Raw genomic sequence first — 20859 nt, 5'->3', positions numbered from 1 at the left:
CGCAACCGGGCGTTCCGTGGGCGCCAAACCGACGAGGAGCACTTGGCCGATGGCCCAGATTTCCCTGACATTCCCTGATGGCAATGCGCGTTCTTACGCGGCAGGCGTGACGCCGGCCGATGTCGCGGCCGACATCTCGACCTCGCTCGCCAAGAAGGCGATCAGCGCCAAGGTCGACGGCCGCCACTGGGACCTTCAATGGCCTATCGAAGGCGACGCCGCCATCTCGATTCACACGATGAAGGACGACGGCCCGGCGCTGGAACTGATCCGGCACGACCTCGCCCACATCATGGCCCGTGCGGTGCAGGAGATCTGGCCCGACGTGAAGGTCACGATCGGCCCCGTCATCGAGAACGGCTGGTATTATGATTTCGACCGCGCCGAGCCTTTCACACCGGAAGACCTGGGCCGTATCGAAGCGAAGATGAAAGAGATCATCAACACGCGCGATCCGGTCCGCACGGAAGTCTGGTCGCGCGCCGACGCCATCGCGCACTACGAGGCTTCGGGGGAGAACTACAAGGTCGAACTGGTGAACGCGATCCCGGACGACGGCCAGCCGATCCGCATGTACTGGCACGGAAACTGGCAGGATCTCTGCCGAGGGCCGCATCTTCAGCACACGGGCCAGGTTCCCGCCGACGCGTTCAAGCTGATGAGCGTGGCAGGCGCCTATTGGCGAGGCGACTCGTCTCGCCCGATGCTTCAGCGCATCTACGGCGTGGCGTTCCGCAACCGCGACGACCTGAAGGCGCATCTGACGATGCTTGAGGAGGCCGCCAAGCGCGACCACCGGCAGCTGGGGCGCGAGATGGACCTCTTCCACATGCAGGAGGAGGCGCCTGGCCAGGTTTTCTGGCATCCGGACGGATGGACGGTCTACGTCGCCCTTCAGGACTACATGCGGCGGCGTCAGCGCGACGGCGGCTATGTCGAGGTGAACACGCCCCAGGTCGTCGACCGGCGGCTGTGGGAGGCCTCGGGCCACTGGGAGAAGTACCAGGAGCACATGTTCATCGTCGAGGTCGACGAGGAGCACGCCCGCGAGAAGTCGGTCAACGCCCTGAAGCCGATGAACTGCCCCTGCCACGTCCAGATCTTCAACCAGGGGCTCAAGTCCTATCGCGAATTGCCCCTGCGGATGGCCGAATTCGGGTCCTGTAACCGCTATGAGCCGTCGGGCGCGCTTCACGGCATCATGCGGGTGCGCGGGTTCACACAGGATGACGGCCACATCTTCTGCCGCGAGGACCAGATCGAGAGCGAGACGAAGCGTTTCATCGAGTTTCTCAGCCGCACCTATCGCGATCTCGGCTTCGAGAGCTTCCGCGTGAAGTTCTCGGACCGGCCCGAGGTGCGCACCGGATCGGACGAGGTCTGGGACAAGGCCGAGGCGGCGCTGAAGTCCGCGACCGAAGCGGCGGGATACGACTTCGAGTTGAACCCCGGCGAAGGTGCGTTCTACGGCCCGAAGCTGGAATTCGTCCTGACCGATGCCATTGGCCGTGACTGGCAATGCGGAACGCACCAGGTCGATTTCGTGCTGCCCGAGCGGCTGGACGCGACCTACATCGGCGAGGACGGTGCAAAGCACCGCCCCGTCATGCTGCACCGCGCGACGCTTGGTTCGTTCGAGCGCTTCATCGGCATCCTCATCGAGAACTACGCGGGCCGTCTGCCATTCTGGCTGGCACCGCGGCAAGTCGTCGTGGCGTCGATCGTCTCGGACGCGGACGGCTTCGTCCACGAGGCCGTGGCTGCGTTGAAAGCCGCAGGTCTCCGCGCCGAAGCAGACGTGCGGAACGAGAAGATCAACTACAAGATCCGCGAGCACTCCGTCGGGAAGGTGCCGGTCATCCTCGCCATAGGACAGCGCGAGGTCGAGGACAGGACGGTGACGGTCCGACGTCTTGGCGCAAAGGAGACGTCGACGGTGCCGCTCGACGCGCTCGTGAACGAACTGAGGCTCGACGCGCTGCCGCCCGATCTGCGGTGAACCGCAGCCTCAGGCCGCGCGTGTCGCGGCCTGACCGCCACCGCGATACGTCAGGTCGGCCAGCCGCGCGTCCCTGTAGAGAGTCTCCTCGCAACGCCGCGTCCTCTGTCTCGAAGGACGAGGGCGTCGCTGTCCCGCACCACACCCTCGACGATCAGCTCTATGCCGAGGTTTCGGGCAAGATCGAAAACGTTGGAGAGGATCACGCCGGACTTTGTCCTCTGCTCGATGTCGTCGACGAGGGCCGGTGCGATCTTGATCCCGTCGACAGCGCGCTTTCCGAAGTTTGAGCTGGAAGTGCGCGTATTCGTCGACCGGAACTGAGGTTCAGTTACCCGCCGTGGTCACTTTATTTCAAAACCTAACGTCCACGTCATACACGCAGGCGTGAGTGGATTTTGAACAAGAGCGACGACAGCCTCGCGAGCGTCGCACATGGCGACAGTCATTTCAAAAACAGGACACCAAATTCATGTCGCAAACCACAAAAGCACTCGCCGCCGCTGGCGCTCTCGCCGCCGCCTTGACCGCCACGCTGTCGGTCCCCGCACACGCACAAGCCAAGGAGAAGTGCTTCGGCGTCTCGCTCGCCGGCAAGAACGACTGCGCCGCCGGTCCCGGCACCACCTGCGCAGGTACCTCGACCGTCGACTACCAGGGCAACGCCTGGACGCTCGTGGACGCCGGCACCTGCACCGAGATCGAACTGCCGGAAATGGCGGACGGCTCCGACCGTATGGGATCTCTCGAAGCGCTTGACCGCGACCTGCCGCAAAGCTGACCAACCCCGGCGGCGTCCCGATCGGGGCGCCGCCTCACACATCCTTCGAAAGATCCGGTGATGCTAGACTCCGCCCTCCGCAAGGACCGACTGCCCCAGGCTCCGGGCGTTGGTTACAAGCCCCAGCACTTCGCCCAGATCCTTGAGAATCCTGGGGCTGTCTCATGGCTGGAAATCCATGCCGAGAACTACATGGGCGACGGTGGACGCCCCATTGCGCAACTCCGTCACCTCGCCGAGCGCTTTCCGGTCTCGGTTCATGGAGTAGGTCTTTCCATCGGCGGCGAAGGCGGGCTGGATGCCGACCATCTCGGACGGCTGAAGCGGCTCATTGGCTGGCTCGAACCGGCGTCGTTTTCAGAGCATCTTGCCTGGTCGTCCCACGACAGCGCTTTTCTGAACGACCTTCTGCCCCTGCCCTACACTGCCGCCACGCTGAATTGCGTGTCCGATCATGTCGACGAGGTGCAAGACGCCCTGGGTCGACGAATGCTTCTGGAGAACCCCTCGTCTTACCTTGCGTTTGTCGACAGCACATGGAGCGAGACCGATTTTCTGGCCGAGGTCGCCCGGCGCACCGGATGCGGCCTGTTGCTTGACGTGAACAACGTCTTCGTTTCCGCCACGAACCTGGAACTCGACCCGGTCGCCTACATCGAGTCCTTCGCGCTGGACCTCGTGGGCGAAATCCATCTTGGGGGTCACGCAGAGGACGCAGACGACCACGGGGCGCCCCTCCTGATCGACAGCCACGGACACCCCGTCGCCGATCCGGTCTGGGACCTGTACTCCCGCGTCATTGCGCGCTGTGGAGCGCGGCCCACGCTGATCGAATGGGACAACGACGTGCCCGACTGGGACATCCTTGCCGCGGAAGCAGACCGCGCGGCGATGATCCTCGCAGGAGCCCCGGCATGACCCCCGACCAGGCACTGCTTCACCGGTCCATCGTCGATCCCGCCGCGCCGAGGCCCGACGGAATGATCGATAGCGCCGGACGCCCGGCGGGCCGAAGGTTCGATGTCTACCGCAACAACGTGACCGTTTCTCTGATCGAAGCGCTTGAGACGGCTTTTCCGGTCCTGCGCAAACTCGTTGGAGACGAGAATTTCCGGCACCTCGCCCGCGCTTTCCTGCGCCGGCACCCGCCATCGTCACCGCTGATGTTGTTCTACGGCGACGCGATGCCCGACTTCCTGTCCGGGTTCGCACCGACAGGACAGCTTGGATACCTGCCGGATGTAGCGCGGCTCGAACTGGCGATGCGGATAAGCTATCACGCGGCGGACGCCGTGCCTCTCGCTCGCTCGCGTTTGGAAGCCCTCGCACCAGAGGCGCTCTGGTCGACACACCTCACCCTCGCGCCCTCGGTGCTGGTGATCCGCTCGCGCTGGCCGCTCCACGCGATCTGGCGGTACAACGTCGAGGTCGGAGCGCCGCGACCGAAGCCTGCGGCTGAAGACGTGATAGTCCTGCGCCCCGACTACGATCCTGTGCCGCATTGTCTCGGCCCTGGCGCGGCGACCTTCGTGGACGCCCTGCGCGCCGGCCGGACATTCGGAGAAGCCCACGACGCGGCGACGGATGACGCGCCCGCCTTCGACCTATCCGCCACTCTGACACTTCTCCTTGCGGGCGGTGCAATCACAGGCATCGGAGCCCTGCCATGATCCAAGGTATCGTATCGCTGCACGACCGCGTCTTTGCCGGACTGGAGAAAGCGACAATCCCGGTGATGACGACGCTCGCGCGGTTTGTCTTTGCCGCGGTCCTCCTCGTCTATTACTGGAAGTCTGCGCTGACCAAGCTCGGGGACGGCCCGGCGGGCCTCCTCGCCCCCTCTGCAGGCGCCTACGCCCAGATCTTCCCGAAAACCTTCGAGGCAGCAGGCTATGACGTCAGCCAGCTCGGGGTCCACCACTGGGCCATAGCCACACTTGGCACTTGGGCCGAACTCGTCCTGCCGCTGCTGCTGCTTCTCGGGCTGTTCACGCGACTGGCAGCACTTTCGATGATCGGCTTCGTCGTGGTGCAGACCGTGACCGACCTCTTCGGGCACGGAGGCATCGCGCACGATGGCACGCTTGGAGCGTGGTTCGACGGGATGCCGGACTCCATCGTTCTAGATCAGCGCGCATTCTGGGTCTTCGCGCTTCTCTATCTCGTCTTCCGGGGTGGCGGACCTCTGTCTGTCGACCGGTTTCTCAGAAATGCGACTTCGGCTCGTCGGGGCGTCCTGCCGCAAGCGCAAGGAGAGCGGCCAGCCCGCACATCGATGCGGGAAAGATGGTGAAGACGTTGTCGAAGGCGATGAAGATGGCGATGGACGCCGCTCCGAGCGCGATGCCGGCCCACAGGGCGCGATAGGGGGCCATTGCCGCGCCCCCGATGGCGAGCAGGGGAGCGATGACGCTCATCCCGCGCAGGAGGTTCACATTCTCCGGGAGGGCCGTCAGTTCCTGAAGACGTTCGAAGCGGTAAAGCGCCTCGGTCCAGCCGAAGCTGACCATGCCCATGATGAGGGCGAGAATGCCCCCGATCATGCCGAGGGCGGCGGCGTTTCTCATCTCTCGCGTCCCTTCGTCCGCCGATTCACGTAGTCGCGCACGACAAGCTATCCAAGGTGCGGCGCTCTTGCCGCGGCGTCCCAGCCGAGCGTCAGGACATCCCCTCGACGGATGACGGGCCGCTTCATCAGCGTCGGGTGCGCGGCGAGAAGCGCCTGCGGTTCACCGGCCCGTTCCGCCTCCGACAGACCCCGCCAGCTGGTCGAACGGCGGTTCACCAGATCGTCGCCGAACGCCTGGTGGAGGGCCGCGATCTCGGCACCCGACAGAGGCGCCTCGCGCACGTCGCGGAAGGTCACGTCCAGCCCCGCCGCCCGCAGGGCCTTGTCCGCGGCGCGGCAGGTGTCGCAGGTCCGAAGTCCGAATATGTCGACCATTGCTCACCTTCCTCTAGTCACCATTCTTTTTCTTGTTTTTTCGCGAAAGATCCCCAAAGTCGATGCCGCATCAACGTCAGGACGCCCAGCCCGACCAAGAAGGCACACTCCCCGGCAGCGATGCTCGAACCGACCGCTGGTCATTCCGGCGCACATGATACCGAAGGAAGAGACAATGCCGACAGGCACCGTAAAATGGTTCAACACCACCAAAGGTTTTGGGTTCATCGCCCCTGACGGGGGCGGCAAGGACGTGTTTGTCCATATTTCCGCCGTCGAGCGGGCCGGGATGACCGGGCTCGCCGACAACACGAAAGTCCAGTACGAGCTGATCGAGGGCCGGGACGGCCGTCAGTCGGCGGGCGATCTCAAGGCGATCTGACGGTGCCGCGGCCCACGGGCCGCGTGCCTCACGAAAAGAGCGCGCGGGCGGCCCAGACGCCCGCCGCCGCCGAAACCCCGGTCAGCACGGTGCCCCAGATCCAGTCCGTGACCACCATGCGGGGAGTCCAGTCCTCGAGCGTGGCGTAGTTCGTCATCTCGTAGGTGCCATAGGCGACCGCCCCCAGAAGCGCCCCCTGCCAGAGCGCGCGCATCACGTCGCCGTCCCGCAACGCCGGGACCGAGACCAGCGCGAGAAGACCGCCCACGTAGAACAGGTAGAACAGCGCCGCCGCGCCAAGGCGCGGGCTGTCCAGCACTGCGTTGCCGAGCGCCGAGCGGAAGAGCGGGGCGATGACCGTGTTCAGCATGACGGCGTCGAGGACGAGGAAGATGCCCGCCGTGATGAGGTAGAGCGTGAGGGTCTGCATCGGACGAACTCCTTTTACCCTCTACGCTCGGAATGGACGGTCGGATCCTTTTCTAGCGGCTGACGGGGCCGAGAACCGGACGGGGGCTCAAGGCGCCCGAGGCGCCGCAGGCCATGTCGACGCTTTCGCCGCCATAGACCTCGACCCGTTGCCAGGCCTCGCCGCCCCCCGTTCGGGCGCTGACGATCCAGTCGCCGTCCTCGAGCGCGATGACCAGCGGGCGGCCGACCTGGCAGCGCCCGACCTCGCGGCCCTCGACGAGGATGACGGGAGAGGTGGCCGCCTGCGCGAAGAACTCGACGTCCGAGGGCCGCGTGATGGTCAGCGTGTTCCGGGCCAGGGCCGACAGTTGCGCGGGCGTCGGGTCCGCGCCCGTGGGCCCGACCTGGGCGGAGCCGACGAAGCAGCCCGGCAGGGCGAGGAGAAGCGGGAGGGTCAGGAGGCGTCGCATGAAATAAGCGTAGGACGGTTCGCCCGGGCGGACAAGACGCCCGGGGTCACAGCCTTGTCGTTTCCGGCCCGTCTCTCAGATCGAGAAGACGACCTCGCCCGAGCGCGGTTCGGTCACGCCGAGGTCGCCGCCCAGATCCTCGAGCGTCTCGCGGAAGCTGTCGAGCGTCGCGATCATCTTCGGCCGGGCGACGGAAAGCGCGTCCATGCTCTCCCACTCGCCGACGACGAGATAGTCGCGGTCGCCGGTCTTCACGATCCGAAAGCTCTTCATGCCCTCGAAGTCGTCGCGCCGCCGCGCCTCGTGCGCCGCGAGGAACGCATCCTCCTGCCCCGCCTTCACCTTCATGCGGACGATGTTCATGGCTGTCATGTTCAGGTCCTCCCCCAAGGTTTCCCGGTGGGGAGTGTAGCACAGATGAGGTGAGTCGTTTGTGGGGAGGTGGTGCAGAGGCGCGGGGTGGGGGCTAATTCCCCTCGCTCAAGCTCGCGTCGTCTCGACTTCCACCGTAAATCTCGACAATTTCGTCTCCAAATCTCTCACGAATGAACTGAATGTAGTCGTTGCGCTTTACCAAACCTCTAAAAACTGGCCACTGAAAATAGTTGGCGGCAGAGATCTGATCCGCAGGAACCAAAGGGACGAGCCTGCGTACTTCTTCAAAATCGTCACGAACAGCGGCGACGCAAAGCTGAAACTGCTCTTGCATCGGCGACCAGTCCTCCTCGCTTAATGCACGCTCCGCAGCCGCAATATCCCCGCTCAACTTGTGAGCATTGGCCAAATTGATCCGCATCATATTCAATATAGCTTTTCTCGGATGTTTCATCGCCGGCAAAAAGGCGAAATCTAAAATTGAAATAGCTGAACTGTACATTCCCACCTTAATCAACTCAAAGGCAGAATTATTTAGCAACTTGTCCGCCTCCTCATGGTTCTCCGCATCATTGCAGGAAACGCGCCACAGCACCTGCGACAACTTGACCCCAACCTCCATCAGGGTACGCGCGCTATCCCTTAAATAATCCGGATCAGCGCTAAGAATTTCGCCAACGCCTGCATCCGTTTTATAACCAACAGACTGGCATTTGGCTAAATATGTTCGAGTAACAATGCCATTCGTATGCGCAAATAAATTTCTTCGTTCAAAAATTTCGATGAAATCGGGCCAATTGTGGAGACCGTCTCGTAATGGCTTTTTTATCTTGCTCTCTAACCACTTAAATTGATCCTCGTGGCTTGTTCGCAGGACCGATTCCACCTCTCTCTCTACAATGGATAACTTGAATTCTTCGAGCGAGCCAAATTCGAGCAACTCCACCGCCGAGTACTGTTTTCCAGAATCGTTGATGATATGCGGCATGACTACGGCAAGACATCTCACCAAGTCTCCCAAGTATGAGTCGAATTGGCTAACCAAGCCCAGCAAAAATATGTTGTTAAACCGTGGAAAATGATGAATCTGCCGCGCCATCCTCCTAGCATCGTCAGCAATCTTGGGAAATGCATCTGCGCTAAGCCTATATACACGCCAACCAGCAGCGGAGACCTCCTCGCTCATGACTGGCTTAATCGTCTCTCTTTCAAAATGCGATATGTACGAGCTTGTTGTTATCTGATAAGATACACCAGCCATATGCATTGCATCGTGGAATCCAATCATGGAACTAAAAAAGTTGCTTGAAATTGGTTGAAACTGAAAGTTTACGCTTACGTCGGATATTTCCGTCTCGTCCAGCTCCGCTTTTTCAGCGTCTTCTTCATGCGCAGAGCTGCCAAAAGCCGCTATATTGTCGGCGAATTTAATCTTCGAGATGTGATCATAGTCACTCTCAGTGTCTATTTCAAAGCCTATATATTGGTCAGTCAATCAACCACCCCCTGAAACTCCCGCCACTCTCCCTTACTCATCCCACTCGTCTCCTGCGTGACCTCCTCACCCTTCAACATCCGGCGGAGGCAATCAAGCGCCTTGCCACTCAGGGTTGCGCCGCCCAGCCGGTAATCCTCGAAGGCCCCGTAGGCATAGGGCACCCAGTCCTTCACCAGACGGCAGATTTCCTCGGCATAGACGCGGATCTCGTATTGGGCGTGGGCGTCGGCGCGCAGGCGCAGGAAGTGGAAGAGGTTGTGCAGGTCCACCTTCCAGTACCATTGCGTGTAGATGTTGGCGGGCAGGTTCATCCGCGCCAATTCCCGCGCCAGCCCCTGCTGCCCCTCCTGCCCGATCATCTCCTCGTAGTGGTCATAGGTCCGCGCCGCGTCGCCCTTGAGGTATTCCAGCACCCGCGCCGCCTCCTCGCCCGACAGCGCCTCGCCCCGGCCCTGGTTGTTGACGGTGGATTGCGCGGCCAGGTCCTCCGGCCGGGGAATGTAGAACTCGCGGTCGAGGATCGAATAGCGGGCGGAGTATTCGTTCACGTTGGCGGTGCGGTGGCGGATCCACTGGCGGGCGACGAAGACGGGCAGCTTCACATGCAGCTTCAACTCGCACATCTCGAAGGGGGTCGAGTGCCAGTGCCGCATCAGATAGCGGATCAGCCCCTCGTCGTTCGACACGGCCTTGGTGCCCCGGCCATAGGACACCCGGGCGGCCTGGGTGATCGCGGCGTCGTCGCCCATGTAGTCGATGACCCGGACGAAGCCGTGATCCAGCACCGGGTAGGCGGTGTAGAGATGCGCCTCCATCCCCTCGGCCACGGCGCGCAGCGTGGGGCGGCTCTGGGCGCGAAGGGCGTCGATCTCTGCCTGTTGCTCGGGGGTCAGGGGCATGTGGGTCTCCGTTCGGTCGGTGTCGCAGGGCCGCACCTTATCTTGGGGCAGGGCTTACGTGAACCACAATATGCCGGTTCCGTCGTTTCCGCTGTGTGTCCAAGTCCGCCAACGCCGGGTGCCTGCGGTTGACTTTGCCGACATGGCGCGGTGTCTGGTCTGACAGGGTTGAGGAGGACCGGTCGATGCGCGCGTTGATGAGTATTGTGACAGCTTTGATGGTCTGCGCGACCGCCGTTCCGGCGCAGGAGGCGACCCGTTCGGCCAGCGTCGCCGAGGTGCGCCTCGCCGCCCGGGCCGCGGCACTGCAGGGCGACTTCCGGGCTGCGGACGCTCTCTCCTCCACGCTTCTCGCGCGCGATCCGAACGACGCCGAGGCGCTCCTCATACGCGCCGTCGTGGCCCGCGCCGCCGGCCAGCCCGCCGCCTCGGTCGAGGCCGCGACGAAGGCCTACGGGCTTCTCGACGAGGACGGCAAACGCTTCGACGCCGCCATGCTGGCCGCCGAGGGCCATGCCCGGCAGGAACAGTTCACACGCTCGCAACTCTGGCTGCGCCGCGCCGACCAGGTGGCCCCTAACGCGCAGGCGAACCAGCTTGTCGCCCGCACCTATAGCCAGGTCGCCGCGCGCAATCCCCTGTCGCTGCAGCTGTCCTTCTCGCTCCAGCCAACGAACAACGTGAACAACGGCGCCGAGACCACGGTGATCGAGATTGGCGGCCTGCCCTTCACGCTCGATGACAGCGGCCAGCAGCTTGGCGGCTACGAGGCATCGACCGGGGTGTCGCTGTCCTATCGCCTGGCCGAGGACCAGACGCACCGGACCGATTTCCTGGGCGAGCTCTATTTCCGCAAGGTCTGGCTCGATTCCGACGCCAAGACCGAAGCGCCGGATGCGGAGGGCTCGGACTTCGACTACGGCGTGGCGATCATCGGACTGCGCGAGACGCGGCTCGTCTGGCCGGACCTCGGGCCAACCCAGGTGACCGGGCTTCTGGGACAGAGCTGGTACGGCGGCGACGAACAGGCGCGCTGGATCGAGCTTCAGGGCGCGCAGTTGTTCAAGCGGTCCGACACGCTGGCCTTTCGGCTGGGCGCTACGGTCCGTGACGAGACGCGCATCGGAGACGCGATCAACGACTCTCTTTCGCTCGGGCTTTCGGGCGACGTCATCTTTGCCGGTGGCGAAGGCCGTACGACGTCCTTCGGGGCGACGATCAAGAGCTACAATTCCGATTCCGCGACCATCGACGGCATGGCCTACGGACTGAAGGCAAGCCACAGCTTCGGCACCATCGGTTCTGTCCAGCCGTCGATCCGCGCCGCGATCGAGACGCGCGATTTCGAGAAGTGGAGTTCGACGCCCGGCGGTCGCCGCGATGACAGCCTGTCGCTTGGCGTCAACCTGGTCTTTCCCGAGGTCAGCTATTACGGGTTCCTGCCGCAGCTTTCCCTGAACGCGCGCCGCGTCTGGTCGGACGTCGACATCTATGACCGCAACCAGTTTTCCGTGGGCTTCACGGCCGTCTCGCGCTTTTAACCGGCTGCCCCTCGCCTTCATGCTTTCCCTGTCCTAGGTTTCCCGACGAACGGAAAAGGAGACGGACATGGGTATCGAATACCTGCACACCATGGTGCGCGTGAAGGACCTCGAGGCGTCGATGGCGTTCTTCGAGCTACTCGGGCTTGAAGAGCGGCGGCGCATCGAGAACGACAAGGGGCGCTTCACGCTCGTCTTCATGTGCCCGCCAGGTCAGGAGAACGCGGACGTCGAGCTGACCTACAACTGGGACGGCGATGACGGGCTGCCGTCGGACGGACGGCATTTCGGTCACCTCGCCTATCGCGTCGACGACATCTATGCGCTTTGCCAGAAGCTGCAGGACGCAGGCGTCACGATCAACCGCCCGCCGCGCGACGGGCACATGGCATTCGTCCGCTCGCCCGACAACGTGTCGGTCGAACTGCTTCAAAGAGGCGATCACCGGGAGCCCGCCGAACCCTGGGCCAGCATGGAAAATACCGGGCATTGGTGACACGATCTCGGACGGGGCGACGTCTCTGTCTAGGCGTCGCCGCAGCCACATGCCTCGCGTCTCACGCCGCTGACGCGGCCTGTCGATTGTCGCTCGCCCTGGCGCTGGATGTGTCCGGGTCGGTGGATGCGTCAGAATACCGGCTCCAGCTCGACGGTCTTGCCGAGGCGTTGACCGATCCCGACGTCGTGCAGGCCCTTCTCGCGATACCTGAAGCACCCGTCGCACTCTTCGTCTTCGAATGGTCCGCATCCGAATACCAGCGGACGCTTCAGGACTGGGTGATCCTCGACGATCCGGCGCAGATCCGCGGCGTCGCATCAAGGCTCAGAACCTGGGATCGAGGGGTCTCGCCCCAGGCGACGGGCCTCGGCGCCGCGATGGCTCACGGGGCGTCCCGACTTGCCGGTGGCCCTGGGTGCGACCAGGCCACATTGGACGTCTCGGGTGATGGCGAGAACAACGACTGGCCGACGCCCGAAGCGCTTCGGTCTTCCGGCGCCATCGAAGGTGTGCGGATCAATGGGCTGGTCATCGCCGAGGACGACGAGACGGCGGCCTCCCTGTCGGCCTATTTTCGGGCCCGTGTCATTCAGGGGCCCGACGCCTTCGTCGAGGTGGCGCGGGGTTTCAGCGACTATTCACGAGCCATGCGACGCAAACTTATCCGCGAGGTGCAGGGGCTGCCCGTCGCAATGATCGACAAAATCGCTCAATAAATGTAGCGAATCTGCTCGCTCCAGAACCGCTCGATGCGGTTCAGACCGTCATTTATGGCGCAGATCGAGGATCCGCCGATGATCGCGTCGTCCGACATCATCTCGGCATGGCGGTCGAAGAGGTCCGAGACGACCTTGTGAACGTCGCGGCCCTTGTCGGTCAGGCGCACGCGGACGGAGCGCCGGTCGATTTCGCAACGCTGGTGATGCATGAAGCCCATGTCGACGAGCTTCTTCAGGTTGTAGCTGACGTTCGAGCCCTGGTAGTACCCGCGAGATCGCAGTTCCCCGGCAGTGACCTCGTTGTCGGCCATATTGAACAGCAGCAGGGCTTGGACGGCATTGATCTCGAGCACGCCGAGGCGCTCGAATTCATCCTTGATAACGTCGAGAAGCAGGCGATGCAGACGTTCCACCATCGACAGCGTGTCGAGGTAGTGCCTGCGATAGGCGGGCGCGCGTTCCTGGCTCAAGGGTTGGTGCATACTCATACCGTGACTCCGCGCAATCCTGTGCTCGACGTGCAGAAGTCACCGAAAAATCCCAAGATACCGTTAAATTAGCCAGGTCAGACCCGCGTCAGGCGCGCAATGAGAGGTTGAAACCGCACGGGCGCATCGCCCTGCCCGCTGACCCACTGGTACAGGTCCTGGTCGTTCTCTTCGAGGAAGTCCTCGTAGAGGTCGAGTTCGCTGTCCTCCAGCCCTGCACCCTCGGCATCCCAGAAACGACCCAGGATGAGATCCATCTCCTTCGTGCCGCGCCGCCACGACCGGACCGTCAGGCGGCGAAGGCGAATCTCGCGCGTCTCGCTCATTCTCAGGCCGACAGCGCCTGGCGCAGCCGTTTCTCGAGGACGGCCATGCGCTCGGCCGCACGCTGCATCTCGGCTCGCGCCGTGCGCAGGCCGTCGAGAAGGCCGTCGACCTCGTGCCGCGCCGCCGGAACTTCGCGCGCGACGACGCCCTGTCCCTGACCTGTCAGAAGCCAGGGCAGGCTCACGTCCAGAAGTCCGGACACCATCTGAAGCTTGTTGGCGCGGGGCTCGCTTCGGTCCTCTTCCCAATTCTCGATCGTCTTCTGCGCAACGCCCAATCTCTTCGCGAGCATCGAACGCGACATGTCCCTCGCCTCGCGCGCAGCGGAAAGCCGGTCGCCAAAAGTGGCGTTGGCGTCGGAGTACCAGTCTCTTTCGTTCATTTGGTCGGTCATCGTCATACTGTCCCTGTTGCGGCAGGCTCGGCCTGCTTCTATGAAATCCGTGCCGTTCAGCGCGAGTGCGACCATGCCCTTTCTCTCCGCGACGCTCGATCGCGTCAAACCATCGCCGACAATTGCCGTCACCACGCTTGCCGCCGAACTGAAGGCGGCCGGACGCGACGTGATCGGCCTCGGCGCCGGAGAGCCGGACTTCCCGACACCGGAACACATCCGCGAAGCCGGCAAGCGTGCCATCGACGCGGGCCACACGCGCTATACGGCGGTCGACGGGATCCCCGAGCTTAAGCAGGCGATCGTCGAGAAATTCCGCCGCGAGAACGGACTCGCCTACACGCCCGACCAGATCACGGTCGGTACCGGAGGCAAGCAGGTTCTTTATAACGCCCTGATGGCGACTTTGAACCCCGGGGACGAAGTTATCGTGCCCGCGCCCTATTGGGTCAGCTATCCGGACATGGTGCGGCTTGCGGGTGGCGAGCCGGTCGAAGTGGTGGGCGCGTTCGAGAACGGGTTCCGTATCACGCCCGACCAGCTTGAGGCTGCGATCACGCCGCGCACGAAATGGCTGATCTTCAACTCGCCCTCGAACCCCACCGGCGCAGGCTATTCGCCCGACCAGCTCAAGGCCCTGACCGAGGTGCTGGAACGCCATCCCCATGTCTGGGTAATGACCGACGACATGTACGAGCACATCGCCTTTCCCGGTTTCGATTTCCGCACGCCCGCGCAGGTGGCACCGTCGCTCTACGAGCGCACCTTGACCGTCAACGGCGTGTCGAAGGCCTATGCCATGACCGGATGGCGCATCGGCTATGCCGGCGGACCCACGGCCCTTATCGGCGCGATGCGGAAAATCCAGTCGCAGTCGACGTCCAATCCCTGCTCGATCAGCCAGTGGGCCTCGGTCGCCGCGCTGAACGGGCCGCAGGACTTCCTTGCCGAGAACGCAAAGCTCTTCCTGCGGCGGCGTGACCTCGTCGTCGAAGGCCTCAACGCGGCGGAGGGTATCGATTGCCCCGTGCCGCAGGGTGCGTTCTACGTCTATCCCTCGATTGCCGGTTGCATCGGAAAGACATCCCGCTCGGGCAGCCGGATCGAGACGGACGAGGACTTCTGCCGCGCGCTCCTGGAGGAGACCGGAGTGGCCGTCGTCTTCGGCGCGGCCTTCGGTCTCTCGCCCTGTTTCCGCGTCAGCTATGCGACGTCGGACGAGCAACTGAAGGAAGCCTGCGCCCGCGTGCAGGACTTCTGCGCCGGCTTGTCCTAACCTGCGGGGCGCAACGCCCCATCCTCGGCGCGGATGCGGATGAAGAGGACAAGCGCGTTCAGGACCGTAAAGACAAGCGCGACTCCTGTCAGACCAAGGACCATGGGTGCGACGAAGATTTCGGCGACCACCAGGGTGTAGTTGGGATGGCGCAGGTATCGGAACGGACCCTCCGCCACCAGCGGCTCGTCCGTGACGATGATCCGCGTCGTCCAGCGGCGACCAAGAGTGCCGAGGATCCAGAGCCTGAGGCCTTGGAGGACGGCGAAGACGACCAGCCAACCCCAGAGGATCGGTTCGTCGTAGCCGAACCAAACGATGGACAGAAGCCAACCCGTGTGCAGCGCGACGATCAGAGGATAATGGCCGGGCGCCACTTCCCGGGCGCCCTCTGCCAGAAGGCGCGCCGTATTGCGACGTGCGATTGCAAGCTCGGACAGTCGCTGAACGACGAGGAAGGCGATGAAGAGAGCCGCCCCCGTGGTCATTCGGCCGCCATCGCCACGGCCTCAGGCTCGACGGTGAACGGCAGGTACGCCGCCGTGAAGCCAGGGCCAAGCGCGCAGGCCACCATCTGACCCGTGCGACCTTCTTCCAGAACGGCCTTCAGGACGAAAAGAACCGTTGGCGCCGACATGTTTCCTGCCTGGCGCAATACTTCACGCTCGGCTTGAAGCGACCCCTGTTCGAGGTGCAGCGCACCTTCGATGGCATCGACCACCTTTGCGCCGCCCGGGTGGCAGACGAACCTGTCAACGTCCTCGGCCCGGAGCCCGGCGGCCGTCAGCGCCTCTGCGGTGGCGGCAGCGAAGTTCTCGGTCACGAATTCCGGGATCGACCGGTCAAAGATGACGCCAAGCCCGGTGTCGTCGACATCCCATCCCATGATTGCCAGCGTGTCGGGCCAGGTCTTCTGAATGCCCCGCCCCAGGGTCACGACCCGACCCGAGGAGGCTTCGGTCGAGAGGCAGGCACCTGCCGCGCCATCGCCGAAAAGAACCGTGGCGATGATATCGGCCTTCTGGAGGCGGTCGGTCCGGAACGACAATGTGCAGGTCTCGACCACGACAAGCAGAACACGCGTCCCCGGCTGCGAAGCGGCGAAGGTGCGCGCGACCGAAAGGCCCGATACGCCGCCTGCGCAGCCGAGGCCGAACACGGGCACGCGCATCACGTCTTCCCGAAAGCCCATGCGCTTCGAGGCCTGCGCCTCGAGCGTCGGGGTGGCGATGCCGGTGGAGGATACCGTGACGATGCAGTCCACGTCCGACGCCCGCCAGCCGGCGTCCTTCAAGGCGCCCTCGGCAGCGTCGATGAAAAGCTCCACGCCGCCGTCCATGTACCGGGCGTTGCGGTCCGCCCAGGCATGATCGTCCGAGAACCATTCGAGCGGCACCACCGAACGGCGCGTCTCCACACCCGATGTGGTGAATGTCTTGAACAGCCGGTCGAACTGGGGATACCGCGGGCCCAGGATCTCCCTGGCGCGTTCCTGCACGATCGTCTGGGGCAGCTCGTGCGGCGGAAGGGCCGTCGCAAGGCCGTGTAGGAATACGTCAGTCACTGTAGTCCTCCGGGACGCCAACTCCATTCATATAGCTCTGTTGCGCAACAGGTCATCCGAACCCTCGTCATCTGGTCAAACGGTGACGCGACTGTTACCGATTCCGCAGATGGCAATGGGGGACAGGTGCATGTCAGGCGAGCTTCCCGAATTCTATTTCCGCATTCGGGACGGTGGCGCCGTCGTGTTCCGCGTCGAGACCGAGACGCGGATGCGCCGCATCGAGATGACGCAGATCGCCGTCGTCAACGCCAGGAACGGCGAGGTGAAGGGGCACGGCTCGCACGAGCTGTCGCCCGAGGAGGATGCCGCGATCCGTGACTGGCTCGCCGAAAGGCAGGCTCTTCTTTCCCAGAGGGAGGTCGACGACATCCTTCGCACGGTTGATCGTTTGAACCTGACCGCCACCTGGGCGCAGCAGCGCGCGACGCCCGAGGAGCTTGATCGGGTCTCGGATGCGCTGCTTCTCGCGATGCACGACCTACGGACGGTTCTGGTGCGAAAGAAGGCGGACAGGCTCAAGACAAACGAAGCAGCCGAGTAGGTCAGTCGCTCCACTGCGTCACGTCGCCTGCAACGCCTTCCCACGCGCCCTCCGTCAACTCGCGTCCGAGAACGCGGTCGGGGTTCGTGGGAGGAGGCATCACGACCCCTTCAAGTTTTTCGAACCCGAAGCGGCTATAATACGGCGCGTCGCCGACGAGCATCACCCTGTCCCAGCCGTGGGCGCGGTCCAGCGTGCTTTCGATGAGGAAGGCGCCCAGCCCTTCGCCCTGATGCGTCGGGTGGACGGCGACCGGACCGAGAAGAAGCGCAGGCCAGTGTCCGACCCGGACCGGCCAGTACCGGATCGCGCCCGCCACGATGCCGGCCTCGTCTCGCGCGACGAGGCACAACTCGGCCACCGGGGGGATCCCGTCGCGCAACCGATAGGACGACAGCGCCTCCCGGCCCGGGGCGAAGCAGAGGTCGTAAAGCGCCTCGACCTCCCACCAGTCTTCCGTCCGTTCCCGGCTGAGTTCCACCTGCCCGCCCTGCCCTTTTCGGCTGGCCCCGCGCCTAGCACATGCGCTAGGTCGGAACAAACCTGAATGGAGTCCGCATGTTCTACCGTCCCGAGGAAGGTCACGGTCTTCCGCACAACCCGTTCAACGCAATCGTGACGCCTCGGCCGATCGGGTGGATCTCGACGCGCGGCGATGACGGGTCCGAGAACCTGGCGCCCTATTCCTTCTTCAATGCGGTGGCCTACGTGCCGCCGCAGGTCATGTTCGCCTCGACCAGTGCGAAGGACGACCGCGACGGCACCAAGGACAGCGTGTCGAACATCCGAGAGACCGGGGTGTTCTGTGTGAACATCGTCGAATACGCGATGAAGGATGTGATGAACCGCACCTCCGGCCCCTGGCCGAAGGAGGTGGACGAGTTCGAACTGGCCGAGATCGCACGGACCGAATGCGAGACCATCGCCTGCTCGCGCGTCGCCGCTGCACCGGCCTCGCTGGAATGCCGGCTGACGGACATCGTCACATTGCGAGGCGAAGCGAATTATCTGGTTCTGGGTGAAGTTATCGGCGTTCACATGCGCGACGACTGCATCAGGGATGGTCGCTTCGACGTGCTGACGTTTCATCCCCTGACCCGTCTGGGTTATCGCGACTACAGCCAGATCACCGAGCTTTTCTCGCTGACACGGCCGGGCGAGAAGTAGGGCTCAGTTCGTCTTCTGGCGCGGGATGAAGGGCAGAGGCAGCGCCGGCACGCCGTCTTCGATCAGCTTGCGCGCTTCCTCGGGCCGGGCCTCGCCGTGGATCGACCGGCTTGGCTTGTCGCCCAGGTGCATCGCACGCGCTTCTTCTGCGAAACGGTTGCCGACGTAATCCGAATTCTTCTCGACGTGCGCCTTCAGGGCCTTGATCGCCTCGGCCACGTCGGGTGCATTGGTCATCGGCTGGGGCGCAGGATCGGACGTCTTGCGAGCGGGTCTGACGCCGGGAGACATGAGATCCTTGTCGATTTCGGCCGACTGGCACGACGGGCATGTGACTAGACCGTCACGCTTCAGCCCGTCGAACGCGTCGTTCGACTGAAACCAGCTCTCGAAGCCGTGGCCGTTGCCGCATCTCAAAGCGAACCGGATCATGTTCCTGTATCTCGTGTGTCCTGAAGGATCACGTAAGTAGATTGCCGAAGCATTGCAACGTCCGGATTACCTCGCTCACCCCGTCAACCCCCGTCCCCGAAGCAGGGCCTCGGGCCCGGGCATCCGTCCGCGGAAGGCGATGTAGAGGTCGGCGGCATCGCTTGAACCGCCGGCCGACAGGATATGCGCTTCAAGACGTTCGGCGATTTCGGGATCGAAGGGGTCTCCCGCCTCGAGGAACGCCTCGAACGCGTCGGCATCCATCACCTCGGACCACATGTAGCTGTAGTAACCGCTCGAATAGCCGTCACCCGAGAAGACATGCGCGAAATGCGGCGTTGCGTGGCGCATCGGGATAGCATGCGGCATGCCGAGCGCGTCCAGCACCTCGGCCTGCCTCTGCATCGGGTCGGCGGGCGCGGGACCGGCGTGAAAGTCCAGGTCGACAAGGGCCGAGCCGATGTATTCGACCGTCTGGAAGCCCATGTCGTAGGTCGCAGTCGCCAGCACCTTCCGCAAAAGCGCCTCGGGCATCGGCTCGCCGGTCTCGGCGTGGGTCGCGAACTCGGCCAGCACGTCTGGCACCTCGAGCCAGTGCTCATAAAGCTGGCTCGGAAGCTCGACGAAGTCGCGTGCGACAGAGGTGCCCGAGATGCTTTCGTAGGTCACGTCGGACAGCATCTGGTGCAGCGCATGGCCGAACTCGTGGAAGAGTGTCCGCGCGTCGTCGTAGGACAGAAGGGCCGGACGACCTTCTGCCGGTTTGACGAAGTTGCACACGTTGATGACGACGGGCGCCACCTCCTCGTCCGTCCGGCTTTGGCTGCGCAAGGCCGAGCACCAGGCGCCCGACCGCTTGGAGCCGCGCGCGAAATAGTCGCCAATGAACACCGCCAGGTGCCGGCCGTCGCGCGTGATCTCCCAGGCTCGGGCGTCGGGATGGTGCAGCGCCACGTCGATCGGCATGGCCTCGATCCCGAAAAGCCGGTGCGCCACCGCAAAGGCCGCCTCGATCATCCGGTCGAGTTGGAGATAGGGCTTCAGCTCGGCCTCGTTCAGGTCGTGTTCCGTCGCACGTCGCTTCTCGGAATAGTACCGCCAGTCCCACGGCTCCAGCGGCCCGGCGATTCCGTCTGCGTGAAGCATCTCGGTCAGACGCGCGCCATCGCGATCTGCCGAGGCACGCGCGTGGGTCCAGACCTCCATCAGAAGATCGCGCACCCTCTCGGGCGTACCGGCCATCTCGGTCTCGAGCTTGTAGGCCGCGAAGCTGTCATAGCCCAGAAGACGGGCGCGCTCGTCCCGCAAGGCAAGGATCTCGGCAGCGATGGTCCGGTTATCTGTCGGCCCGCCGTTGGCACCTCGCCCCGTCCAGGCCCGCCAGGCCTTTTCGCGCAAGGTCCGGTTGGGGGAAAACTGCAGGAATGGCACGATCAGCGAGCGCGACAGCGTGACGACGGCCGTTCTCTTGCCCGTCTCGTCCCCGGCAGAGCGGGCGGCCGACACCAGGAAGTCGGGGAGTGGTGCTAGGTCGTCTTCCGACAGGGGCATCGACCAGTCGCGCTCATCGGCGAGGAGGTTCTGCGTGAACTGGGTCCCGAGGACAGCCAGCCTTTCCTTGACCGACTTCAGCCGATCCGCCGCCTTGCCTTCAAGCCGCGCGCCTGACCGGACGAAGCCCCGGTGCGTCAGCATCAGGACCCGCGCCTGCTCGACGGTCAGGTCCATGTCCTCCCTGGCCTCCCACAGAGCCTCGATGCGCTGGAAGAGGGGGCGGTTGGCCGTGATCTCGGACGAATAGACCGCAAGCCTGGGGCTGAACGACCGTTGAAGCGCCTCGCGCGCGTCGTTCGAGGATGTCGAGGCAAGCACGTAGAACGCCGACATGACCTTCGACAACTGCCGGTCGGCAAGCTCCAGCGCCTCGATGGTATTGCCGAAGGTCGGGGGTTCGGGGTTCGTGGCGATCCGCGCGATTCTGGCTCGGGCGTCCGTCAGCGCGGCCTCGAAGGCAGGGTCGAAATCCTCGTCTGCGATCCGGTCGAAGGGAGGAAGACCGAACGGGGTGGTCCAGTCGGCGAGAAGGGCATTCGTCATGGGAAACTCCTGTCCACAATAGCTAGGAGTCGTTGCGCCGATGATCCAGAGC

Annotated in this window: 28 protein-coding genes; 12 read left to right on the top strand and 16 right to left on the bottom strand. The window is 63.7% G+C overall.

Features of this window, described 5'->3' with window-relative positions:
• Nucleotides 1–49: 49 nt before the first annotated feature.
• Nucleotides 50–1999, top strand: a complete 1950-nt coding sequence (gene thrS / locus EF888_RS03305) for a threonine--tRNA ligase (protein WP_109757439.1) — start codon at nt 50–52, stop codon at nt 1997–1999.
• Between the two features lie 50 nt (nt 2000–2049).
• Here the strand turns inward: thrS and EF888_RS03300 are convergent, their stop codons facing one another.
• Nucleotides 2050–2253 carry a hypothetical protein gene (locus EF888_RS03300; protein WP_241239876.1) on the bottom strand — a complete coding sequence of 68 codons (204 nt, stop codon included), beginning with the start codon at nt 2251–2253 and terminating at the stop codon, nt 2050–2052.
• Between the two features lie 218 nt (nt 2254–2471).
• Here EF888_RS03300 and EF888_RS03295 point away from each other — a divergent pair, with 218 nt between their 5' ends.
• From EF888_RS03295 to EF888_RS03280, 4 genes are read left to right on the top strand one after another with little or no spacing between them, the layout of a single operon-like run.
• Nucleotides 2472–2780 carry a BufA1 family periplasmic bufferin-type metallophore gene (locus EF888_RS03295; RefSeq protein WP_109757437.1) on the top strand — a complete coding sequence of 103 codons (309 nt, stop codon included), beginning with the start codon at nt 2472–2474 and terminating at the stop codon, nt 2778–2780.
• Nucleotides 2781–2840: 60 nt separating this feature from the next.
• A complete protein-coding gene (gene bufB, locus EF888_RS03290) occupies nt 2841–3698 on the top strand; it encodes an MNIO family bufferin maturase (RefSeq protein ID WP_109757436.1) in 858 nt (285 codons plus the stop codon).
• A complete protein-coding gene (locus EF888_RS03285; RefSeq protein ID WP_109757435.1) occupies nt 3695–4450 on the top strand; it encodes an HvfC/BufC N-terminal domain-containing protein in 756 nt (251 codons plus the stop codon). Before bufB ends, EF888_RS03285 begins: the two co-directional genes overlap by 4 nt.
• Complete coding sequence (locus EF888_RS03280; RefSeq protein ID WP_109757935.1) at nt 4450–5073, top strand: DoxX family membrane protein; 624 nt, start codon at nt 4450–4452, stop codon at nt 5071–5073. The genes EF888_RS03285 and EF888_RS03280 overlap by 1 nt, the downstream gene beginning before the upstream one ends.
• Here EF888_RS03280 and EF888_RS03275 read toward each other — a convergent pair.
• A complete protein-coding gene (locus EF888_RS03275) occupies nt 4985–5347 on the bottom strand; it encodes a hypothetical protein (protein WP_109757434.1) in 363 nt (120 codons plus the stop codon). The two genes, EF888_RS03280 and EF888_RS03275, sit on opposite strands and share 89 nt — an antisense overlap.
• A 47-nt stretch (nt 5348–5394) precedes the next feature.
• Nucleotides 5395–5724: an arsenate reductase family protein gene (locus tag EF888_RS03270; RefSeq protein ID WP_109757433.1), complete on the bottom strand. Its 330-nt coding sequence runs from the start codon at nt 5722–5724 to the stop codon at nt 5395–5397.
• 175 nt (nt 5725–5899) lie between these two features.
• Between EF888_RS03270 and EF888_RS03265 the strand changes: the two genes are divergently transcribed.
• Complete coding sequence (locus tag EF888_RS03265; protein WP_109757432.1) at nt 5900–6106, top strand: cold-shock protein; 207 nt, start codon at nt 5900–5902, stop codon at nt 6104–6106.
• Between the two features lie 28 nt (nt 6107–6134).
• Here the strand turns inward: EF888_RS03265 and EF888_RS03260 are convergent, their stop codons facing one another.
• From EF888_RS03260 to thyX, 5 genes are all read right to left on the bottom strand, one after another.
• Nucleotides 6135–6536 (bottom strand): DUF2177 family protein, encoded by a 402-nt coding sequence (locus EF888_RS03260; RefSeq protein WP_109757431.1) that lies wholly within the window; start codon nt 6534–6536, stop codon nt 6135–6137.
• Between the two features lie 52 nt (nt 6537–6588).
• Nucleotides 6589–6987 (bottom strand): hypothetical protein, encoded by a 399-nt coding sequence (locus EF888_RS03255; protein WP_109757430.1) that lies wholly within the window; start codon nt 6985–6987, stop codon nt 6589–6591.
• A 75-nt stretch (nt 6988–7062) separates the two neighbouring features.
• Nucleotides 7063–7359, bottom strand: a complete 297-nt coding sequence (locus tag EF888_RS03250) for an antibiotic biosynthesis monooxygenase family protein (RefSeq protein WP_109757429.1) — start codon at nt 7357–7359, stop codon at nt 7063–7065.
• 94 nt (nt 7360–7453) lie between these two features.
• Entirely contained in the window at nt 7454–8857 is a 1404-nt protein-coding gene (locus EF888_RS03245; protein ID WP_109757428.1) for a hypothetical protein, read from the bottom strand.
• A complete protein-coding gene (gene thyX / locus EF888_RS03240; RefSeq protein ID WP_109757427.1) occupies nt 8854–9759 on the bottom strand; it encodes an FAD-dependent thymidylate synthase in 906 nt (301 codons plus the stop codon). The genes EF888_RS03245 and thyX overlap by 4 nt, the downstream gene beginning before the upstream one ends.
• 197 nt (nt 9760–9956) lie before the next feature.
• On the opposite strand from thyX, the gene EF888_RS03235 reads away from it, so the two are divergent.
• The 3 genes from EF888_RS03235 to EF888_RS03225 all read left to right on the top strand — a co-directional run bounded on the left by EF888_RS03235 (nt 9957) and on the right by EF888_RS03225 (nt 12515).
• Complete coding sequence (locus EF888_RS03235) at nt 9957–11300, top strand: tetratricopeptide repeat protein (RefSeq protein WP_126918482.1); 1344 nt, start codon at nt 9957–9959, stop codon at nt 11298–11300.
• Nucleotides 11301–11367: 67 nt separating this feature from the next.
• Nucleotides 11368–11796, top strand: a complete 429-nt coding sequence (locus tag EF888_RS03230) for a VOC family protein (RefSeq protein ID WP_109757425.1) — start codon at nt 11368–11370, stop codon at nt 11794–11796.
• 86 nt (nt 11797–11882) lie between these two features.
• Entirely contained in the window at nt 11883–12515 is a 633-nt protein-coding gene (locus EF888_RS03225; RefSeq protein ID WP_241239784.1) for a DUF1194 domain-containing protein, read from the top strand.
• Here EF888_RS03225 and EF888_RS03220 read toward each other — a convergent pair.
• From EF888_RS03220 to EF888_RS03210, 3 genes are all read right to left on the bottom strand, one after another.
• Entirely contained in the window at nt 12509–13006 is a 498-nt protein-coding gene (locus tag EF888_RS03220; protein ID WP_241239783.1) for a MarR family winged helix-turn-helix transcriptional regulator, read from the bottom strand. The two genes, EF888_RS03225 and EF888_RS03220, sit on opposite strands and share 7 nt — an antisense overlap.
• Before the next feature lie 77 nt (nt 13007–13083).
• Nucleotides 13084–13332, bottom strand: coding sequence for an FAD assembly factor SdhE (locus tag EF888_RS03215; protein WP_109757423.1), 249 nt, complete (start codon nt 13330–13332; stop codon nt 13084–13086).
• 2 nt (nt 13333–13334) lie between these two features.
• Nucleotides 13335–13715: a helix-turn-helix domain-containing protein gene (locus EF888_RS03210; RefSeq protein WP_241239782.1), complete on the bottom strand. Its 381-nt coding sequence runs from the start codon at nt 13713–13715 to the stop codon at nt 13335–13337.
• Nucleotides 13716–13800: 85 nt separating this feature from the next.
• On the opposite strand from EF888_RS03210, the gene EF888_RS03205 reads away from it, so the two are divergent.
• Entirely contained in the window at nt 13801–15003 is a 1203-nt protein-coding gene (locus tag EF888_RS03205) for a pyridoxal phosphate-dependent aminotransferase (RefSeq protein ID WP_109757422.1), read from the top strand.
• Here EF888_RS03205 and EF888_RS03200 read toward each other — a convergent pair.
• Both EF888_RS03200 and EF888_RS03195 read right to left on the bottom strand, forming a co-directional pair.
• Nucleotides 15000–15491, bottom strand: a complete 492-nt coding sequence (locus tag EF888_RS03200; protein ID WP_109757421.1) for an isoprenylcysteine carboxyl methyltransferase family protein — start codon at nt 15489–15491, stop codon at nt 15000–15002. The genes EF888_RS03205 and EF888_RS03200 overlap by 4 nt on opposite strands.
• Complete coding sequence (locus EF888_RS03195) at nt 15488–16567, bottom strand: type III polyketide synthase (RefSeq protein WP_241239781.1); 1080 nt, start codon at nt 16565–16567, stop codon at nt 15488–15490. The genes EF888_RS03200 and EF888_RS03195 overlap by 4 nt, the downstream gene beginning before the upstream one ends.
• A 130-nt stretch (nt 16568–16697) precedes the next feature.
• On the opposite strand from EF888_RS03195, the gene EF888_RS03190 reads away from it, so the two are divergent.
• A complete protein-coding gene (locus EF888_RS03190; RefSeq protein WP_109757419.1) occupies nt 16698–17111 on the top strand; it encodes a hypothetical protein in 414 nt (137 codons plus the stop codon).
• A gap of 1 nt (nt 17112) precedes the next feature.
• On the opposite strand, the gene EF888_RS03185 is transcribed toward EF888_RS03190, so the two are convergent.
• A complete protein-coding gene (locus EF888_RS03185; protein ID WP_109757418.1) occupies nt 17113–17592 on the bottom strand; it encodes a GNAT family N-acetyltransferase in 480 nt (159 codons plus the stop codon).
• A 77-nt stretch (nt 17593–17669) separates the two neighbouring features.
• Between EF888_RS03185 and EF888_RS03180 the strand changes: the two genes are divergently transcribed.
• Nucleotides 17670–18278, top strand: a complete 609-nt coding sequence (locus tag EF888_RS03180; RefSeq protein WP_109757417.1) for a flavin reductase family protein — start codon at nt 17670–17672, stop codon at nt 18276–18278.
• A gap of 3 nt (nt 18279–18281) precedes the next feature.
• Here the strand turns inward: EF888_RS03180 and EF888_RS03175 are convergent, their stop codons facing one another.
• Together EF888_RS03175 and EF888_RS03170 are read right to left on the bottom strand one after the other, a co-directional pair.
• A complete protein-coding gene (locus EF888_RS03175) occupies nt 18282–18710 on the bottom strand; it encodes a DUF1178 family protein (protein WP_109757416.1) in 429 nt (142 codons plus the stop codon).
• Nucleotides 18711–18785: 75 nt separating this feature from the next.
• Nucleotides 18786–20807, bottom strand: a complete 2022-nt coding sequence (locus EF888_RS03170) for a M3 family metallopeptidase (protein ID WP_109757415.1) — start codon at nt 20805–20807, stop codon at nt 18786–18788.
• Nucleotides 20808–20859 lie beyond the last annotated feature (52 nt).

Source organism: Silicimonas algicola, assembly GCF_003970735.1.
Lineage (GTDB): Bacteria > Pseudomonadota > Alphaproteobacteria > Rhodobacterales > Rhodobacteraceae > Silicimonas > Silicimonas algicola.
The sequence above is the reverse complement of the archived record's forward strand: the minus strand, read 5'-3'. Positions and strand labels throughout refer to the sequence as shown.

What these genes read in the sequence shown, in the direction of transcription:
- EF888_RS03275 (WP_109757434.1), bottom strand. Translation starts at nt 5,347, where the DNA reads ATGAGAAACGCCGCCGCCCTCGGCATGATCGGGGGCATTCTCGCCCTC.
- EF888_RS03230 (WP_109757425.1), top strand. Translation starts at nt 11,368, where the DNA reads ATGGGTATCGAATACCTGCACACCATGGTGCGCGTGAAGGACCTCGAG.
- EF888_RS03220 (WP_241239783.1), bottom strand. Translation starts at nt 13,006, where the DNA reads ATGAGTATGCACCAACCCTTGAGCCAGGAACGCGCGCCCGCCTATCGC.
- EF888_RS03285 (WP_109757435.1), top strand. Translation starts at nt 3,695, where the DNA reads ATGACCCCCGACCAGGCACTGCTTCACCGGTCCATCGTCGATCCCGCC.
- EF888_RS03255 (WP_109757430.1), bottom strand. Translation starts at nt 6,987, where the DNA reads ATGCGACGCCTCCTGACCCTCCCGCTTCTCCTCGCCCTGCCGGGCTGC.
- EF888_RS03260 (WP_109757431.1), bottom strand. Translation starts at nt 6,536, where the DNA reads ATGCAGACCCTCACGCTCTACCTCATCACGGCGGGCATCTTCCTCGTC.
- EF888_RS03210 (WP_241239782.1), bottom strand. Translation starts at nt 13,715, where the DNA reads ATGAACGAAAGAGACTGGTACTCCGACGCCAACGCCACTTTTGGCGAC.
- EF888_RS03205 (WP_109757422.1), top strand. Translation starts at nt 13,801, where the DNA reads ATGCCCTTTCTCTCCGCGACGCTCGATCGCGTCAAACCATCGCCGACA.
- EF888_RS03200 (WP_109757421.1), bottom strand. Translation starts at nt 15,491, where the DNA reads ATGACCACGGGGGCGGCTCTCTTCATCGCCTTCCTCGTCGTTCAGCGA.
- EF888_RS03270 (WP_109757433.1), bottom strand. Translation starts at nt 5,724, where the DNA reads ATGGTCGACATATTCGGACTTCGGACCTGCGACACCTGCCGCGCCGCG.
- EF888_RS03215 (WP_109757423.1), bottom strand. Translation starts at nt 13,332, where the DNA reads ATGAGCGAGACGCGCGAGATTCGCCTTCGCCGCCTGACGGTCCGGTCG.
- EF888_RS03235 (WP_126918482.1), top strand. Translation starts at nt 9,957, where the DNA reads ATGAGTATTGTGACAGCTTTGATGGTCTGCGCGACCGCCGTTCCGGCG.
- EF888_RS03170 (WP_109757415.1), bottom strand. Translation starts at nt 20,807, where the DNA reads ATGACGAATGCCCTTCTCGCCGACTGGACCACCCCGTTCGGTCTTCCT.
- EF888_RS03250 (WP_109757429.1), bottom strand. Translation starts at nt 7,359, where the DNA reads ATGACAGCCATGAACATCGTCCGCATGAAGGTGAAGGCGGGGCAGGAG.
- EF888_RS03190 (WP_109757419.1), top strand. Translation starts at nt 16,698, where the DNA reads ATGTCAGGCGAGCTTCCCGAATTCTATTTCCGCATTCGGGACGGTGGC.
- EF888_RS03175 (WP_109757416.1), bottom strand. Translation starts at nt 18,710, where the DNA reads ATGATCCGGTTCGCTTTGAGATGCGGCAACGGCCACGGCTTCGAGAGC.
- EF888_RS03180 (WP_109757417.1), top strand. Translation starts at nt 17,670, where the DNA reads ATGTTCTACCGTCCCGAGGAAGGTCACGGTCTTCCGCACAACCCGTTC.
- thrS (WP_109757439.1), top strand. Translation starts at nt 50, where the DNA reads ATGGCCCAGATTTCCCTGACATTCCCTGATGGCAATGCGCGTTCTTAC.
- EF888_RS03295 (WP_109757437.1), top strand. Translation starts at nt 2,472, where the DNA reads ATGTCGCAAACCACAAAAGCACTCGCCGCCGCTGGCGCTCTCGCCGCC.
- bufB (WP_109757436.1), top strand. Translation starts at nt 2,841, where the DNA reads ATGCTAGACTCCGCCCTCCGCAAGGACCGACTGCCCCAGGCTCCGGGC.
- EF888_RS03265 (WP_109757432.1), top strand. Translation starts at nt 5,900, where the DNA reads ATGCCGACAGGCACCGTAAAATGGTTCAACACCACCAAAGGTTTTGGG.
- thyX (WP_109757427.1), bottom strand. Translation starts at nt 9,759, where the DNA reads ATGCCCCTGACCCCCGAGCAACAGGCAGAGATCGACGCCCTTCGCGCC.